Raw genomic sequence first — 15,186 nt, forward strand, 5'->3', positions numbered from 1 at the left:
GCCCCGGGTGGCGCCCTCGGGTGCCAGGGGGAGGCGGCCCGGCCGGTGCGGCGGGCCGAGCCCGTCGGGTGCTACGCGGAGAGGGCGGCGCGCCGGGGTGCCCGGCGCCGGTCGGCGGAGCCCTGGTTGTCGCGGCCGGAGGCGGCCCGGGTGTTGCCGCCGGTGGTGGCGGGGCCGCCCCGGCCGCGGCGGCCCCGGCTGGTGGACGCGCTGCGGCGCGGCCGCTCGACGACGGGGTCGGGGATCACGACGGGCACGCCGGTGGGCACCCGGGCGCCGGTGATGCGGACGAGCTCCTCGTCACCGGCGGTGACCCTGGTGGTGACGGGGGTGATGCCGGCGGTGGTCATCATGCGGGCCATCGCGCGGCGCTGGTTGGGCAGGACGAGGGTGACGACGGTGCCGGACTCGCCGGCCCGGGCGGTGCGGCCGCCGCGGTGCAGGTAGTCCTTGTGGTCGCCCGGCGGGTCGAGGTTGACGACGAGGTCGAGGCCGTCGACGTGGATGCCGCGGGCGGCGACGTTGGTGGCGATCAGCGCGGTCACCTGGCCGGTGCGGAACTGTTCCAGGGTGCGGGTGCGCTGGGGCTGGGACTTGCCGCCGTGCAGGGCGGCGGCCTTGACCCCGTTCGCGAGCAGGTCCTCGACCAGGCCGTCCGCGCCGTGCTTGGTCTCGGTGAACATGATCACCCTGCCGTCACGCGAGGCGATGTGGGCGATCGTGGCGTTCTTGTCGAAGTTCTGCACCTGCAGCACGTGGTGCTCCATGGTGCTGACCGTCGCCACGGACGGGTCCACGGAGTGGGTGACCGGGTCCTTCAGGAAGCGCCGCACCAGGCGGTCGACGTTGCGGTCCAGGGTGGCGGAGAACAGCATCGTCTGGCCGCCTTCGGCGACCTGTTCGAGGAGTTCGGTGACCTGGGGCAGGAAGCCCATGTCGGCCATCTGGTCGGCCTCGTCGAGGACCGTGATGTCGACCCCGTCCAGCCGGCAGTCACCGCGCTGGATCAGGTCCTTGAGCCGGCCGGGCGTGGCCACCACGACCTCCGCCCCGCGGTTCAGCGCCTGGGCCTGGCGGCCGATCGAGGTCCCGCCCACCACGGTCGTCATCCGCAGCCGTACCGCGTGCGCGAACGGGGTGAGAGCGTCGGTGACCTGCTGGGCGAGCTCGCGGGTGGGGACCAGCACCAGGGCCAGCGGCTGGCGGGGGTCGGCCTTCCGGCCGGCGGTGCGGGCCAGCACGGCGAGCCCGAACGCGATGGTCTTGCCGGAACCGGTGCGGCCCCGGCCCAGGACGTCGCGTCCGGCCAGCGAGTTCGGGAGCGTCGCGGCCTGGATCGGGAACGGCGCCGTGACACCCTGCCGGGTCAGCGTGGAGAGCAGGGCCTTGGGCATGTCCAGTTCGGCGAACGTCTCGACGGCCGGGAGCGCCGGGGTGGTGCTCACCGGCATCGCGAACTCGTGCTGGGCGGAGGAGCCCTGACGGGCGGCACGGCCGCCGGAGGGCCGGTCCCCGTAGAAGGAGCTGCCGCCGGCGCGGGTTCCGTGGGCGCGGCTGGAACGGGAGTTGGCGTTCTGGTACGAGGAGCGAGTGGAGCGGTTCATGCGGGAGACCTTCCTCGGGGCGGCACGTCACGGGGAAGGCTCCGGGGCGCGGTGCGCCGACGGAGACCGCAAGGGAACGGGCCGAGAGCTGTGACGGGTGGGGCGTGGACGGTGCAACCGTGCGGCACGCCACCTGCGGTCGGCGCCCGCCGGCACGGGCGGGAGCGAGGACCTCGAATCGAGATGTCACGGCAGGGGGTGATTCGGACGCGGCGCTGTGCGTCTCGCGTGGGGGTGCCCGCCGGGGGAGGTGCTGTTCAGCGGGCTCAGTGGCCGGGGACGCGACCGGGGCAACGCCGAGAGGCCCGCACCGGGCATTGTGTACGCGGTGCGGGCCCCTCGCTGCTAGGCGGGTGCCGTGGCAGAAGAATTACAGCGGGCGAATGTTCTCGGCCTGCGGGCCCTTCTGGCCCTGAGTGACGTCGAACTCCACCTTCTGGCCCTCGAGCAGCTCACGGAAGCCGTTGGCGTTGATGTTCGAGTAGTGGGCGAAGACGTCCGGGCCGCCACCCTCCTGCTCGATGAAGCCGAAGCCCTTTTCCGAGTTGAACCACTTCACGGTGCCATTAGCCATTAAAAATCTCCTTCAAGGGGCTGTCCGGAGCACGCACAGCGCGAACTCCGAGTCGCCGCGATGAGCACCCACCCGGGGAAGAGCCGGGAAACAAAAATGCGCCTGCGTAATACATCAGCAGGCGCACACAAAGTTCATGGGAACCACTACTGCAACTGAAACGACTCTAGCAGGCCCGGGCGGGCAGCGGGCGGATATTTCGCCTCCGGTTTCGGGGAGGCCTCGTCCGGGGCCGCCGGTCCCGAGCGAGGCAGGGACCCAACAGGCTTTGGGGGCAGGATGGTTGGCATGACGTGCACGGTCCGTGGCGGCGCCTCCCACCGGAGTGAATCCTCTGGGCGCGCCGTGTCCGGCCGCGCACCCCTGCGCCCTGGCGCACTCCGGACGGGACACGCCGCCGTCGGCGACCGCCTCACCCGCGACACGTACGGGGACCGGGCCGTGCCCTACCCTGGGAATCATGTCGAACCCTGATGGGCTGCTCGTCGACATCGCCGCGATGGTGGAGTCCGAGCACAGCAACCAGATGGCCTTGACCGTGGTGGTCCCCGGCGCGGTGATCACCGGCAGACTCGCACCGGTGGCCCTGTGGTGGGAACGGGTGGCGGAGGTCCTCCAGGCCTCGGATCACCTGAAGCCGTTCGCCGCCCTCTTCGCCCCGCCCGCGGACGGCCCGCCCGCGCGGCCCACCCACCTCCACCTCCACCGGGCGAAGATCCTCCAGGGCGACTTCGCACTGCCCCACACCGGCGGCATGTACCGCATCGCCATCGAGGACATCAGCAGCTGGACGATCGGGGACCTCAGCTATTCCGATACCTGACAGCCCCGGCCGCCGAGCGGCCGCGCGGCTTCGCCTCCCGGTGGGAGGGGGTCGGTGCTCAGCCGTCCAGGCGGCGCCGGCTGAGCCAGGCGACCATCTCGGGATCCCGGTGGTCGAAGAACAGCGTCGTGCCGGTGTCGAGGGCGGCGACGGCGGACATCTGGTCGTGGTCGAGTTCGAAGTCGAAGACGTCGATGTTCTGCGCCATCCGGTCGGGGTCGACCGATTTGGGGATGGTGACGATGCCGCGCTGAACCAGCCAGCGGAGCACGACCTGCGCCACGGATTTGCCGTGCGCCTCGCCGATCCCGGCGAGGACGGGGTTGGTGAACAGCTCGTTCCTGCCTTCGGCGAAGCCGCCCCACGCCTGGTGCCGGACGCCGTGCTCGCGCATGAGGGCCTGGTCGGCGGGGCGCTGGAAGAAGGGATGGGTCTCGATCTGGTTGACCGCCGGGGTGATCTCGTTGTTGAGGAGCAGGTCGAGGAGCCGGTCGGGGTGGAAGTTGGCGACGCCGATCGCCTTGGCCAGGCCCTCGCGGTTGACGGCTTCCATGGCGCGCCACTGGCCGTACACGTCGCCGTAGGGCTGGTGCATCAGGTACAGGTCGACGTGGTCCAGGCCGAGCCTGGTCAGTGAGGTTTCGAAGGCGCGGCGGGCGTTGGCCTCGGCGGGGGCGTCCTGGATCCACAGCTTGGTGGTGACGAAAAGCTCCTGGCGGGGGATTCCGCTGTTCTCGATGGCGCGGCCGACGGCTTCCTCGTTGCCATAGGCGGCGGCGGTGTCGAGCAGGCGGTAGCCGGCGGCGAGGGCGTCGGAGACGGCCTGCTCGGTCCGGTCCGCCGGGATCTGGTAGACGCCGAAGCCGAGGATCGGCATCCGGACGCCGTTGTTCAGGGTGACGTGCTGCACGAGGGCTCCTGGAGAGGACCGGATGGAAGGGGGCGGTGTCAGGTCGGCCGGTGGCTTCGGTGATCGCCGCCAGGACGCCGGTGGCGCGCCGTCCGGCGGGTGCTGCTCCGCCCGGGTGGCCGTCCGAGGGTCCGTGTACGTCGGTGCCGCGCCATGGTGGTTCGCACTCTATCCATGACTCGTGCGATGCGCGCCCGCGTTCCGCGCCGACGCCGGGGTCGTCCAGGGAATGAAGCTGCTGGGCACCGGCCCGCTGGGCGACCGCCTGTACACCAGGCCCTCGATCAACGTCATCGGTCCGACCTCGAAACTCCCGCCGCACGACCAGCCGGTCAACCAGCTCATCGACACGGTGACCGCCCGGATCGGCATGCGGCTCGCGCCGCTGGAGGACCCGGAGAAGGCCGCCGGGAAGCTGAGCGAGTTCCTGAACAGCGCCGCCGTCGATCCGTGGGGCGCCGAGGTCGTCGTCTCGGCGCCCCAGGAACTCGGCCGGGGCTTCTTCGCCGACATCAGCCTGCCCGGCTACGACACCGCGGAGAAGGCGCCGGCGAAGGCGTACCCCGGCACCAAGACCCAGTACGCCGGGCAGGGCGGCTCCATCCCCCTGGTCACCCTCCTCCAGGCGAACAGCCCGAAGGCGGTCGTGCTGGTGATCGGCTGCGAGGAGCCGAAGTGCCTGATCCACGCACTGCACGAGAGCGTCAGCCTCGACGAGTTGGAGCACATGACGCCGGCCCAGAGCTATCTGCTGCAGGACTTCGGCGCCTCGAAGACCCCGAGCGGCTCCGGCACCGAGCAGACCCGGGCCGCGGCGGCCACGCCCTCGCTCTCCTGGCCGCGCCGCCGGCCGGGGGCCCGGTCGGTCGGGACCCCCGTTCCGGCGGCCCCGGCCGGAGCGGGGGCGTCGGCAGGGCCGGCGTCGGCCGCGGCGGCGCGCGAACCGAGGAGCTGTGCGACCGGATCGGCGCTGCCCGTGGCGCTCAGCTCCTGCACCAGCTCGCAGTTCCTGGCGATCCGGCCGGCGACCCACTCGCGCAGCCACTCGGACAGCTGCGGGAGCGGCAGGTCGGACGGGGCCAGCCCGGTGAGCACGCAGCCGGTCGCCGCCGCTCCGCCGACGTTGACGACCACGTCCGGCAGGACGGTGTGGCCGGCCTCGCGCAGCAGCCGGCGGGCCGGTGCGGTGCAGCTCAGGTTCCCGCCCTCGACGACCAGGCGGGCCCGGACCGCGGGCACCGCCTCCTCGTCGACCGCGGAGGCGGAGGCCGCCAGCACCAGTACGTCGGCGTCGACGTGCAGCCACGCCTGCCCGGGGCCGTGGACCGTGACCCGGTCGGGCAGCCGGCTCCGGTCGATCGTGCCGTCGCTGCTGGTGAGCGCGGCGAGTTCGGCGACGGGCAGTCCGCGCTGGTCCTCGACGGTGCCCCGGACATCGGCCACGGCCACCACCCGGTGGCCGTGGGCGGCCAGGTGACCGGCCACCGCGCGCCCGACGGTGCCGAAGCCCTGGATCGCGATGCGCTGCGGGGTCCGCGCGCCGGAGGCCCGTAGGGCGCCGAGCACCGCGACGGCCACACCGAACCCGGTGATGTCGGCCATGTGGTCCCACAGTTCGGCCCAGCCGACGGTGAGGCGGGTGGTGCCGGGGAGGCGGGCGACGTCGTACCCGGCGGCCTCGAAGGCCAGCCGCCGGTCGGCGTAGGTGGTGCCCTGGTCGCACCCCAGGTACACCCCGCCGTGCAGCAGCGGGGCCGCGGCACGGCCGAACTCCCGCATCACGGCCTCCCGTTCGACGCCGGCGTCCGGGTCGGGGGCGATACCGGCCTTGGCGCCACCGATGGGCAGGCCGACCAGGGCCAGCTTGTGGGTCATCGCCCTGGCGAGCCCGGCCAGCTCCTGCTCGGTCACCGTCCGGGTCATCCTGGTGCCGCCCATGGCGAGGCCGTCGACCATGGAGTCGACGACGACCCAGCCCCGGGCCCGGCTCTCCGGGAGGTCCAGGGCGGTGGAGAGCACGGGCCCCGTCGCCCGGCGCGCACCGTGCGGTGCGAGCGTCGGGTTCACTGCGCACCGTCCTCCGGGACGGACCGCAGGCGCAGGCTGCGGGGGCGCATGTCGGTCCACACGCGTTCGATGTGCGCGAGGCATTCGTCCTTCGCGCCCTGTACGCCGACCTCGTGCCAGCCCGCCGGCGACTCGCGGTCGGCGGACCAGATCGAGTACTGCTCCTCGTCGTTGACGACGACCTTCCACTGCTCGGTTGCCGCGCTGGTCATGGTGTTACCTCCGGATGTCGCTGGTGGGTGGGGGGTCCGCCGGGCGGCGGACGGGTGGAGCCGGTTCGGGGCCGGTGTCGGGGCGGGTGCCGAGGCGGGCGTCGAGGCCGTCCAGCCATCCCGGCAGGCCGGCGGTGCGCAGGAGGCCCGTCCCGACGAGCACACCGGCGAAGCCCTCCCCGAGCAGGCGGGCGGCGTCGTCGGGGCAGTGGATGGCTCCGGCGCTCACCGGGCACCGGGTGCCGCTGTTCAGCACCGCGGGCAGGAGCGAGAAGCTCCGCCCGAGGTCGCCCGCGCCGCGTTCACGGGTGGCGATGTCCTTGTTGTTCACCGCGACCACGCACTCCTCGGCGCGTGGCACGCGGCTGATCTCCTCCTCGGTGGTGACTTCGACGAACGGCGTCAGGCCCAGGCGCAGGCCGAGGTCGACCAGGTGGCCCAGGGTGGCGCGGGGCAGCAGCGCGGCGGTGAGCAGGACCGCGGAGGCGCCGCTCTCGCGGGCCTGGTGCAGTTGGCTCCTGCGGGTGATGAAGTCCTTCTGCAGCACGGGCAGGTCCGTCGCCTCCACGACCTCGCGCAGCAGGTCCTGGGTGCCGCCGAACCACCGCCCGGTCACCACGGACAGGCAGGGTGCGCCGACGTCCTGGTAGTCGGCGACCAGGCGGGCGGCCGACCTGTCACCGAACAGGTCGTTTCCTGCGGCGTCCTGCCGCTTGAGCTCCATGATCACCGGTCGGCGGGCGTCCAGCAGTGCCTCGATGAACTCGGCCGTCATCCGGGCACCCCGCTGCCGTCCGTCGCTCGCCAGCCGCGCCGCAGGGCCGTGACCCGGTCGCTGCTCAGCCGTCCGTCGGGGTCCCTTGCCGCCGTGTCCACGTCGATGCCCAGGAACAGGGGATGGTCGACCACCTCCCGGTAGTCCTCCCGGTTGCCGGCCGTGATGCCGCCGGCCAGCAGGAAGGGGCGCGAGAGGCGGTCCGCGATCCCGAGGACGGCCGCGCGGTCCGCCGGTTGCCCGGTACTGCCGATCCGGCCGTCCCCGGCCACCGTGTCCAGCAGGAAGAGGTCCGTTCCCGCCCGCTCGTACGCCGCGATCAGGGACCGCTCCGCGCGGGTGTCCGTACCGAGGTGCAGCACCTTGACCACGGTGAGGTCCGTGGTGCTCTTCAGGGCGCGGACCAGGCCCGGCGGCTGGTAGCCGTGCAGTTGGACCCACGGCACCCGGGCCGCTTCCGTCGCCGCGCGCAGCTCCCCGGCGTCGTCGAGGAAGGTCACGAGGACCGGACGCAGTCGCGCCGTCCGGTGCACGGCGTCCGCCAGTACGGTGAGTTGACGGAGTATCAGGTCCGCGCGACCCCCCGGAACGCCGTGCCACAGGCCGACCAGGTCGGCTCCGGCCCTGTCGAGCGAGGCCACGTCCCCGGCCGAGGCGGCTCCGCAGATCTTGACCAGCATCAGGCGTCACAGCCCCAACATGGCGGCGACGCGGTTGCGCTGGATCTCCGAGGTGCCCGAGTAGATCGGGCCGGCGACCGCGTCGCGCACATCCTTCTCCAGCCCGTACTCGGCCAGGTACCCGCTGCCGCCGAAGATCTGCACGGCGGCCAGTGCGGAGGAGAGGTTGCTCTCGCTGGCGACGAGCTTGCTGACGGCGATGTCCCTCGTGACGTTCTCGCCCTCCGTCAGCCGAACCGCCGTGTCGTAGAGCCATTTCCGCGCGGTGTCCAGGCCGATGCCCATATCCACGAGCTTGTGGGAGATCGACTGGTACGAGCCGATCGGATGGCCGAACTGGACGCGTTCCTTGGCGTACTCGACGCAGCGGTCGAGCCGGTACCGCATCTGCCCGGTGTTGATGACGAAGGAGCAGAGGATCTCCCACTTCATCACGTGGTCCAGGACCAGGAACCCGGATCCGACCCGGCCGATCACGGCGGACGCGGGGACCCTGCAGTCGTCGAAGTGCAGTTCGCCCAGCGGAGCGGTCCGCAGCCCCATGGTGGCGACGGGCGGCCCGACGACGAGCCCCGGGGTGTCCCGCTCGACGACGAAGGCGGTGATGCCGAGCGGGCCGCCGTTCGGGTGGGTGCGCGCGTAGACCACGAACACGTCGGCCACCGGGCCGTTGGTGATGAAGGACTTGCCGCCCCGCAGCACGAAGCCGTCGTCCTCGCGGGTGGCCGTGGTCCTCATCGCCAGCGCGTCGGAGCCGCTCTCGGTCTCGCTGATCGCGTGCGCCCCGATCGTCTCTCCCGAGCAGATCCCCGGCAGGTAACGCGCCTTGAGCTCCGGCGATCCGAACCGCTGCAGCGGGACCCCGGCGCCGACCAGGTGGGTGGCGACCGAGAAGTTCAGTCCGCCGTCACGGCATCCGGTACCGAGTTGTTCGAGTACGTGCATGGTGGTGAGCAGGTCCTGGCCCAGCCCGCCCCACTGCTCGTCGAACGGCAGGCCGAGGATTCCGGACCTCCTGATCAGCTTCCACTTGTCCCACGGGAAGGCGCCTTCGGCGTCCCCTTCGAGATGGCCCGAGCTGAGTTCCTCGCACCACTGGGCGATCCCCTCGCCCAGGGCGATCTGGTCGGCGTTCCACCTGATCATCTGTCGGTCCCGTCAGTCCTGTCAGTACTCGGAGAATTCGGCTGAGTCCAGGTTGTGGCGTTCGTCGCCGCGCAGCGCGGGCGAGAACACGCACACCAGGCGGAGGTCCTCGTCCTGGCTCGCGATCAGGAAGTGGGCGTCGTGCCGGTCGAGCGCGTACAGCGTGCCCGGCTCGATCGGGTGGGACGTGCCGTCGGCGTCCACGACCTCGCCCGTCCCCTCGATGCAGTAGCAGGCCTCCAGGTGGCGGCGGTACTCCAGCCTCGACTTGGTGCCGGCGCGGACGGTGGTGTCCGTCATCGTGTAGCCCAGGCCGTCGGATTCGAGAAGGAACCTGCGGCTGAGCCCGTTGCCCCAGTCCACGGTCTTCGCTTCGTCAAGGCGTCGGACGATCATCGGGTGTGCCTCCTGGTGTTGGCTGAGTACGGCGAAAGGGTGTGCACGAAGGTGTGGAACTCCTCGACCACGTCGGCCCCTTCGGCGAGGGCCTGCTCGATCCGGGCGACCCCGGCGCTGCCCACGACCGCGGCGTCGGCACCGAGGCCGTGCAGCAGGTCGATGTCCGCCCGGGAGCGGACGCCGAACCCGACGGCGATCGGTACGGCGGTCGCCTTCCGCAGTTCGGCCAGCGCGGCGGCCAGCTCCCGGTGGTCTGCCGTGAGCCTGCCGCCGCTGCGGCCGTAGTGGGCCACCAGGTACAGGTACGCGGTGGCGCACTCGGCGGCCGCGGCCTTCACCTCGGCCGTCGACGCGGCGTAGCAGGTGGCGACCACGGGCAGCCCCGCCTCCCGCACCGCTTCCAGGCAGCCGGCCCGTAGCCGCGGTGGCAGGCCGTGGACGAGCAGCCCGTGGACGCCCGAGTCGGCGACCCGCCGGACGAACACGGGCACGGTCAGGTCCCTGACCGTGTGGCTCCAGTCGGCCAGCAGGGCCACCCGCAGGTGGCGCAGCCGGGGCAGGATCCCGCCGAGGAAGTCGAGTACCTCGTCGAGTCCGCCGCCGTCGGCCAGGGCCCGTTGCGCCGATCGGCGGATGACGGGCCCGTCGGTGACCGAGTGGGGAAAGGGCACCGCCAGCTCCAGGCAGTCCACCCGGCAGTCGTCGAGCATCCGCATGACGTCGGCCAGTACCGGCAGCGGGGGGTCTCCGGCGTTGAGGAACATCGCCAGGCCGGGCCGGTCCGGCGGCCGGTGCGCGAAGAACCCGCTCACCGCGCACGCGCCGCGGCCGCCGTGCGGCGCGCCGGTCGGGCGCGCAGCCGCTCGACGAGCTCGCGGGCGGCGCCGCTGCGCAGGGCGTCGTCGGCCGCCCCGATCGCTTCGGGCCACCCGTCGACCAGCCCGCTCGCGACGGCCAGTGCGGCGGCGTTCAGGCGGACGGTCCGCGTAGCGAGATCCGTCCCCTCCCCGGAGAGCACGCCGAGGAAGTGGTCGACCACGTCCTCGCCCCTTCCGGCCGGCCGCAGTTCGGCGATCGCGTCGGTCCCGGGACCGGTCCCGGGAGCCTCGGCCGCCACCCGGATCCCGTCGGTGCCGTCATTGGTGAGGACGGTGTTGTCGACGGAACTGACGAGCTCGTCGATGCCCAGCTCGTTGGAGCACAGCCAGATCCTCCGGCCGGCGACGGTGGCGGAGACGGTGGCGGCGACATGGCCCAGAGTCGGCAGCAGCGAACGGTCCGAGACGCCGACGAGCTGGGCGGAGACCGGCACCGCGGCGAGGAAGGGGCCGACGGAGTTGATGAATCCGCCGATCATCCGCAGGTCCATCGGCACGATGCTCCGGGCCAGCAGCGCCACCTCCCGCGGGTAGACGAAGTTCCCCGGGAAGGCGATGCCGAAGCGCTCCAGCTGGGCCTCGGTCTGCTCGTACGAGGTGGTCCTTCCGATGCCGAGACGGTCGAGCAGATCGTGCGAGCCGCAGCTGCTCGTATAGGCGCGGGATCCCGTCTTGACGATGCGGACGCCCAGGGCCGCGGCGACGAACGCCGCCGCGGTGGAGATGTTGAACGTGGCCGGCCCGCCTCCGGTGCCGACGATGTTGGCCGTGCCGGCCGGCCGCGCGGGGACGGCCGGCCGTCGCTCGTCCAGCGAGCGGATCATCGCGACCAGCGTGTCCGGCTCGGGCATCCGGGTGGACAGCGAGGACAGCAGCGCCACCGTCTCGCCGGACCGCAGCTTGCCGTCACGCAGCTGGTCCCAGAAGGACCCCCACAGCTCCTGGTCGACGGTGCGGTCCCGGTCGATCAGCGCGCGCAGTACCTCGTGCATGGCTAGTGGGAGTCCGTCCGGTGCGGCTGGGCCTCTTCGATGAACCTGCTGATCGAGGCGACGGAGCGGAAGCTGTCCGGGTCGAGGTCGAACTCCTCGACGCGCAGGTCGAAGCGGTCCTCCAGCCAGGCGATCGTCTTGAGCAGGCCGAGGCTGTCGATGACCCCGCCGTCCACGAGGTCGTAGTCGGAGTCCAACTCGTGCGCGCCGACGTCCGGCAGGAACTCCTCGATGATGAACCGGGTGACTGTCGCGGCGTGCTTCACGTGGCCGTTCCTTCGCTGGGCTGGGACTGGGACTGGGACGGGGGCTGGGACGGGGAGCAGGTGCGCTCGATGGGCGCGCGGTCGATCTTTCCGGTGGACGTCCTGGGCAGCGGGTCGTCCACGATCAGCAGGGTCGAGGGGACCGCGGTGAGCGGAAGCCGTTGTGCGCAGTGCCGGCGCAGCGCCAGCGAGTTCAGCCGACTGTCCGGGGCGCGACGGACCACGCTCCGCAGCAGGCGGCCGGCCACCGGGTCGGGCACGGCCAGCACGGCCGCTTCGACGACGTCGGGATGGTCGAGCAGCACCTGTTCGACCTCATGGGTGTTGACCCGCGTGCCGCGGACCTTGACCTGGTGGTCGTTCCGGCCTTCCAGGGTGATGCGGCCGTCCCGGTCGCGCCGCACGAGGTCGCCGCTGCGGAAGTAGCGCCGCGTCTCCCCTGCGTGGTGGTGGGTCGCGAACCTGCCGGCGTTCTGCTCCCGGTCCAGGTAGCCGGTGGTCTGGAACGGCGTCGCGACATGGAGCTCGCCGGTTCCCGGCCCGGTCACGATCCCGCCCTCGGCATCGACGATCACCGCGTGGACGCCGGGCAGCGGGCGCCCGATCGGCACCGGGCCGTCCGCCGGCTCGGTGCCGTCGACCTCGTACAGGAAGCTGTCGTTGGTCTCGGTGCAGCCGTAGACGTTGTAGAGCCGCGCGCCGGTGAACAGGTGCGGAAGTTCGGCCAGGCAACGGGCGGGCATGCTGTCACCGGTGAAGACGACGTGCTCGACCGTGTCGAGCCGCCGGCCGCTCCCGGCGGCCGCGTCGACCAGCAGCCGGTAGAACATCGGTACCGCCTGGACGAGTCGGACCCGGTGGCGGGAGACGAGGTCCAGCAGGTGGCCCGGGTGGGTGGCCCGGGCCGGATCGACCAGGACGACGCGGCCGCCGTACTTGAGCGTGGTCCAGATGTCCAGCAGGCACAGGTCGAAGGTGAGCGGCGCGTAGTTGAGGACCGTGGTCCCCCGACGGATGCCGAACCGTTCGCCGGCCCAGGTGGTGAAGCGGTCCACCGCCCCCGTACTCAGCGGCACGATCTTCGGCCGCCCGGTGGAACCGGAGGTGGTGAACATGAAGGAGATGTCGGCGGGCTCCGTATCGCGCGCCGCCCTCGGTTCCGCCGGCCGGTCCGGGGCGCCCGGCCCGGGCGCCCGGGGGCTCTCCGGCGTCAGGACGTGCCGGATTCCGGCCCGTTCGACCAACGCGTGGGACGTTCCTCCCTCCGGCGTGGGCGCCGGCAGCAGCAGGAAGCGCCGCCCTTCGAGCAGGCAGGCGAGCACCAGGGCGATCGTCGAGGGCGACTTGGCGGCCAGGATGCCGATCGGCTCGTCCTCGTCCGGGGCGAGCCGGCCGATCCGGACGCGTTCCCGCTCCGCCAGTCGGTGGAGTTCACCGTAGGTCGTCTCTTCTCCGTGCCACACCAACGCCGGATCGCCGGGATGGCCGGTGGCGTGCGAGACGAATGAACCCACCAGGCTCTGCTGCTGCGTCATGCCTTCTCCGAGTTCATGCGAACGAAGTGAGTTCATATTCAACGGATGAGTTCATGCAACTGGTTCACCGATCTCATTCGGAACATTGAAGGGGGAGGCGCGAAAGGGGCTCACCCGGCCGCCCACCTGGTGAAAGAAGAATTATCACGTGGCGCCCGTCCACGGAAGTGGGTTGCTCAACCGGCATCATGAGGGCACGTCAGAGGCGGTTTCGCGGCCGATCGCGCCGATGCTAGCCGTCGAGCGTGTTCGATCTACATAAGGAATCCGGTGGACTGGCGTAAAGATTGTCCTGATGCCTGCAACCCCGTTTCCTGTCTTGCGGAGTGAGACGGGAGCTGCCTACTATCCGCCGTACTGATCGCGATGTAGCGAATCGGCGAGGGGATTTCCGGGGCGTTCGAGCGTTCCCGATCGCCGTGAAAGGTGGATCCGTCATGCCTGGCTCCGATCGGCGCGCTCTCGCTCCGACCCTGTTGTCCTTCGCCCAGCAACGGCTGTGGTTCCTCGACCGGCTGCGGCCGGGTCGGCCGGACCACAACGTCCCGACCGCGGTTCGCCTGCGCGGCCGGCTGGACCAGGACGCGCTCGTCCGGGCGCTGACCGAAGTCGTGCGGCGCCACGAGGTGTTGCGCGGCAGGATCGTCGACTCCGGCGACGGCCCGCGCCACGTCACGGACCCGGTCGGGACCTTCGTGCCGACGATCACCGATCTGACGCACGCCCCGGCGGAGCGGGCCCGGCAGCGGGTCCGGGAGCTGGTGGCCGCCGATCTGGCGGCCCCGTTCGACCTCGGAACCGCTCCGATGCTGCGGGCCCGACTGATCCGCACCGCCCCCGACGACCATCTGCTGCTCCTGGTGATCCATCACATCGCCTGTGACGGCTGGTCGTTGTCGGTGCTGTGGCAGGAGATCTCCGCCGGATACGGTGCCGCCGTCGAAGGCCGGCCGATCGCCCTGGCGGACCTGCCCGTCCAGTACGCCGATTTCGCGGACTGGCAACGGAACCACCAGGACGGAACGGCACTGCACGATCAACTCGCCTACTGGCGCGAGCAGTTGGCCGACCTCAGCCCGTCGGTGCTCCCGGCGGACCGGGCCCGCCCCGCGGTCTGGTCGGGCCGGGGCGACCAGGTCGAGATCGAGATCCCCGCCGAACTCGCCGACCGCGTCCGCGCACTGGGGCGCGCCCACGAGGTCACGCCGTTCATGACGCTGCTGGCCGCCTTCCAGGTCCTGCTGGCGCGCTGCACGGGACGGGCCGACGTGACGGTGGGGACGCCGATCTCCGGACGGACCCGGATCGAGGTGGAGCCGCTGATCGGCTTCTTCGTCAACACGCTCGTCCTGCGCACCGACCTGTCCGGCGACCCCGGCTTCACCGACGTGCTCGCCCGGGCACGGCGGTGCGCGGTGGAGGCCTACGCCCACCAGGACGTCCCCTTCGAACGGCTGGTGCAGGAGCTGCGGCCCGAACGCGATCTCGGCCAACACCCGCTGTTCACCGTCATGTTCCAGCTGGAGGATCCGCCCGCGCTCCCGTCCGGCCTCCCGGGGATCGAGGTGAGCGACCATCGGATACCGAACGAGGTGGCGAAGTTCGACATCGAGGTCTCCCTGACGGACCGCGGAGACCGCGTCACCGGCGTCATCCGCTACGCCACCGACCTCTTCGACCGCGACACGGTGCGGCAGCTCTCCGAGGGTTTCAGGGCGCTGCTCGACCAGCTCGTCGGCAGCCCCGAACGGCCGATATCGGCGTGGGAGACCCCTCCCGGCCTCTGTGCGAGCCGCTCCGCCCCCGCCACTCCCGCCGTGCCGCCCGCGGCCCCGCGGTCCGGTGCCGACCGGGCCGGCGCCCCCGTCGCGAGGACCGCGACCGAGACCGAGCTTCTCGTGCTGGAGATCTGGGCCGAGGTGCTCGGTGCCGCCCCGGACGACGTGCACGGCGACTTCTTCGAGCTGGGCGGCCATTCGCTCCTCGCGTCGAAGATCATGTCCCGACTCGGCCGGGCACTCGACCTCGAACTGCCGGTCACCCTGCTGTTCTTCCATCCGACCGTCGCCGAACTCGCCGACGCCGTCGACGCGGCGTTGCTGGTGGACCTCGGCGCCGCCGAAGCGGAACCGCGTCCCGTCGAAGCGGAACCGTTCCCCGCCGAAGCCGAACCGTTCCCCGTCGAAGCCGAACCGCTCCCCGCCGAAGCCGAACCGCTCCCCGCCGAAGCCGAACCGCTCCCCGCCGGAAAGGCCCGTCACCCGTGAAGGCACCGCACAGTCGATCCGAGCCCGGCCGACCGACCGGTTCCACGCCGGCCACCAC

16 protein-coding genes are annotated in these 15,186 nt (G+C 71.8%); 2 read left to right on the top strand and 14 right to left on the bottom strand.

Going from position 1 to position 15,186, the window contains the following annotated elements; genetic code table 11:
* Positions 1-71 precede the first annotated feature (71 nt).
* Together ACWGJO_RS30670 and ACWGJO_RS30675 are read right to left on the bottom strand one after the other, a co-directional pair.
* Positions 72-1,604: a DEAD/DEAH box helicase gene (locus ACWGJO_RS30670; protein WP_452188696.1), complete on the bottom strand. Its 1,533-nt coding sequence runs from the start codon at positions 1,602-1,604 to the stop codon at positions 72-74.
* Positions 1,605-1,974: 370 nt separating this feature from the next.
* Positions 1,975-2,178, bottom strand: a complete 204-nt coding sequence (locus ACWGJO_RS30675) for a cold-shock protein (RefSeq protein ID WP_045694210.1) — start codon at positions 2,176-2,178, stop codon at positions 1,975-1,977.
* A gap of 460 nt (positions 2,179-2,638) precedes the next feature.
* Between ACWGJO_RS30675 and ACWGJO_RS30680 the strand changes: the two genes are divergently transcribed.
* Entirely contained in the window at positions 2,639-3,001 is a 363-nt protein-coding gene (locus tag ACWGJO_RS30680; RefSeq protein ID WP_359908853.1) for a hypothetical protein, read from the top strand.
* 58 nt (positions 3,002-3,059) lie between these two features.
* Here ACWGJO_RS30680 and ACWGJO_RS30685 read toward each other — a convergent pair whose 3' ends face one another.
* From ACWGJO_RS30685 to ACWGJO_RS30740, 12 genes are all read right to left on the bottom strand, one after another.
* Positions 3,060-3,911: an aldo/keto reductase gene (locus tag ACWGJO_RS30685; RefSeq protein WP_452188698.1), complete on the bottom strand. Its 852-nt coding sequence runs from the start codon at positions 3,909-3,911 to the stop codon at positions 3,060-3,062.
* A 168-nt stretch (positions 3,912-4,079) separates the two neighbouring features.
* Positions 4,080-4,424 carry a hypothetical protein gene (locus ACWGJO_RS30690; protein ID WP_452188700.1) on the bottom strand — a complete coding sequence of 115 codons (345 nt, stop codon included), beginning with the start codon at positions 4,422-4,424 and terminating at the stop codon, positions 4,080-4,082.
* 231 nt (positions 4,425-4,655) lie between these two features.
* Positions 4,656-5,978, bottom strand: a complete 1,323-nt coding sequence (locus ACWGJO_RS30695; protein WP_452188702.1) for a Glu/Leu/Phe/Val dehydrogenase dimerization domain-containing protein — start codon at positions 5,976-5,978, stop codon at positions 4,656-4,658.
* Positions 5,975-6,190, bottom strand: a complete 216-nt coding sequence (locus tag ACWGJO_RS30700; protein WP_359908868.1) for an MbtH family protein — start codon at positions 6,188-6,190, stop codon at positions 5,975-5,977. The genes ACWGJO_RS30695 and ACWGJO_RS30700 overlap by 4 nt, the downstream gene beginning before the upstream one ends.
* 4 nt (positions 6,191-6,194) lie before the next feature.
* Complete coding sequence (locus tag ACWGJO_RS30705; protein WP_452188704.1) at positions 6,195-6,965, bottom strand: indole-3-glycerol-phosphate synthase; 771 nt, start codon at positions 6,963-6,965, stop codon at positions 6,195-6,197.
* Positions 6,962-7,645, bottom strand: coding sequence for a phosphoribosylanthranilate isomerase (locus tag ACWGJO_RS30710; RefSeq protein WP_452188707.1), 684 nt, complete (start codon positions 7,643-7,645; stop codon positions 6,962-6,964). The genes ACWGJO_RS30705 and ACWGJO_RS30710 overlap by 4 nt, the downstream gene beginning before the upstream one ends.
* Positions 7,646-7,651: 6 nt before the next feature.
* Positions 7,652-8,791: an acyl-CoA dehydrogenase family protein gene (locus tag ACWGJO_RS30715; RefSeq protein ID WP_452188709.1), complete on the bottom strand. Its 1,140-nt coding sequence runs from the start codon at positions 8,789-8,791 to the stop codon at positions 7,652-7,654.
* Positions 8,792-8,812: 21 nt separating this feature from the next.
* Positions 8,813-9,187: an ectoine synthase gene (locus ACWGJO_RS30720; RefSeq protein ID WP_387695262.1), complete on the bottom strand. Its 375-nt coding sequence runs from the start codon at positions 9,185-9,187 to the stop codon at positions 8,813-8,815.
* A complete protein-coding gene (gene trpA / locus ACWGJO_RS30725; protein WP_452188711.1) occupies positions 9,184-10,002 on the bottom strand; it encodes a tryptophan synthase subunit alpha in 819 nt (272 codons plus the stop codon). The genes ACWGJO_RS30720 and trpA overlap by 4 nt, the downstream gene beginning before the upstream one ends.
* Positions 9,999-11,060: an anthranilate phosphoribosyltransferase gene (locus ACWGJO_RS30730; RefSeq protein ID WP_452188712.1), complete on the bottom strand. Its 1,062-nt coding sequence runs from the start codon at positions 11,058-11,060 to the stop codon at positions 9,999-10,001. Before ACWGJO_RS30730 ends, trpA begins: the two co-directional genes overlap by 4 nt.
* A gap of 2 nt (positions 11,061-11,062) precedes the next feature.
* Entirely contained in the window at positions 11,063-11,326 is a 264-nt protein-coding gene (locus tag ACWGJO_RS30735; RefSeq protein ID WP_359908886.1) for an acyl carrier protein, read from the bottom strand.
* A complete protein-coding gene (locus tag ACWGJO_RS30740) occupies positions 11,323-12,861 on the bottom strand; it encodes an AMP-binding protein (protein ID WP_452188714.1) in 1,539 nt (512 codons plus the stop codon). Before ACWGJO_RS30740 ends, ACWGJO_RS30735 begins: the two co-directional genes overlap by 4 nt.
* A 437-nt stretch (positions 12,862-13,298) precedes the next feature.
* Here ACWGJO_RS30740 and ACWGJO_RS30745 point away from each other — a divergent pair, with 437 nt between their 5' ends.
* Positions 13,299-15,128, top strand: a complete 1,830-nt coding sequence (locus tag ACWGJO_RS30745) for a condensation domain-containing protein (RefSeq protein ID WP_452188716.1) — start codon at positions 13,299-13,301, stop codon at positions 15,126-15,128.
* Positions 15,129-15,186 lie beyond the last annotated feature (58 nt).

It is taken from the genome of Kitasatospora sp. NPDC054795, from assembly GCF_053611565.1.

Excerpts from the sequence above, each read along its gene's own strand:
- ACWGJO_RS30700 (WP_359908868.1), bottom strand. The coding sequence starts at position 6,190 with ATGACCAGCGCGGCAACCGAGCAGTGGAAGGTCGTCGTCAACGACGAG.
- ACWGJO_RS30720 (WP_387695262.1), bottom strand. The coding sequence starts at position 9,187 with ATGATCGTCCGACGCCTTGACGAAGCGAAGACCGTGGACTGGGGCAAC.
- ACWGJO_RS30740 (WP_452188714.1), bottom strand. The coding sequence starts at position 12,861 with ATGACGCAGCAGCAGAGCCTGGTGGGTTCATTCGTCTCGCACGCCACC.
- ACWGJO_RS30715 (WP_452188709.1), bottom strand. The coding sequence starts at position 8,791 with ATGATCAGGTGGAACGCCGACCAGATCGCCCTGGGCGAGGGGATCGCC.
- ACWGJO_RS30675 (WP_045694210.1), bottom strand. The coding sequence starts at position 2,178 with ATGGCTAATGGCACCGTGAAGTGGTTCAACTCGGAAAAGGGCTTCGGC.
- ACWGJO_RS30670 (WP_452188696.1), bottom strand. The coding sequence starts at position 1,604 with ATGAACCGCTCCACTCGCTCCTCGTACCAGAACGCCAACTCCCGTTCC.
- ACWGJO_RS30710 (WP_452188707.1), bottom strand. The coding sequence starts at position 7,645 with ATGCTGGTCAAGATCTGCGGAGCCGCCTCGGCCGGGGACGTGGCCTCG.
- ACWGJO_RS30745 (WP_452188716.1), top strand. The coding sequence starts at position 13,299 with ATGCCTGGCTCCGATCGGCGCGCTCTCGCTCCGACCCTGTTGTCCTTC.
- ACWGJO_RS30705 (WP_452188704.1), bottom strand. The coding sequence starts at position 6,965 with ATGACGGCCGAGTTCATCGAGGCACTGCTGGACGCCCGCCGACCGGTG.
- ACWGJO_RS30680 (WP_359908853.1), top strand. The coding sequence starts at position 2,639 with ATGTCGAACCCTGATGGGCTGCTCGTCGACATCGCCGCGATGGTGGAG.
- ACWGJO_RS30690 (WP_452188700.1), bottom strand. The coding sequence starts at position 4,424 with ATGTCGGCGAAGAAGCCCCGGCCGAGTTCCTGGGGCGCCGAGACGACG.
- ACWGJO_RS30730 (WP_452188712.1), bottom strand. The coding sequence starts at position 11,060 with ATGCACGAGGTACTGCGCGCGCTGATCGACCGGGACCGCACCGTCGAC.